Source organism: Azospirillum formosense, from assembly GCF_013340925.1.
Taxonomy (GTDB): domain Bacteria; phylum Pseudomonadota; class Alphaproteobacteria; order Azospirillales; family Azospirillaceae; genus Azospirillum; species Azospirillum formosense.
The window spans coordinates 1-585 of sequence record NZ_WHOR01000555.1; the positions used below are offsets into that span (position 1 = coordinate 1).

General features: G+C 66.0%; 1 protein-coding gene. It reads left to right on the top strand.

What is annotated here, in order from left to right:
* Nucleotides 1–585: MFS transporter (locus GBZ26_RS29810; RefSeq protein ID WP_174441847.1), on the top strand; the 585-nt coding region annotated here is incomplete at both ends.

The following is a 585-nucleotide window of genomic DNA, read 5'->3' on the forward strand; positions in this document are numbered from 1 at the left end:
CGGAAATCCAGGCCACCCATGGCTGGACCCGCGCCTCGATCCAGACCGCCTTCACCGTCTTCGTCGTCGTCCAGACCTGGCTGACCCCCATCGAAGGCTACTTCATCGACCGTTACGGCCCCCGCGTCATCGTCGCCTTCGGCGGCGTGATGACCGGCCTCTCCTGGATCGTCGACAGCTACGCCGGCTCGCTCGGCATGCTCTATGTCGGTTCGGCCATCGGCGGCATCGGCGTCGGCTGCGTCTACGCCACCTGCGTCAACAGCGCGATCAAGTGGTTCCCGGACAAGCGCGGCCTCGCCGTCGGCCTGACCGCGGGCGGCTACGGCGCCGGCTCGGCCCTGACGATCCTGCCGATCGCCAACATGATCCACTCCTCGGGCTATCAGGCGACCTTCTTCTGGTTCGGCCTGCTGCAGGGTGCGATCATCATCGCCGCCGCCTTCTTCCTGCGCGCTCCGCAGAAGGATCAGGTGAAGGCCTCGACCAAGGTCCTGCAGTCCCGCCGCGACTACACGCTGAAGGAAGCGCTGCAGACGCCGGTCTTCTGGGTCATGATGGTCATGTTCATCTGCACCGTCTCGG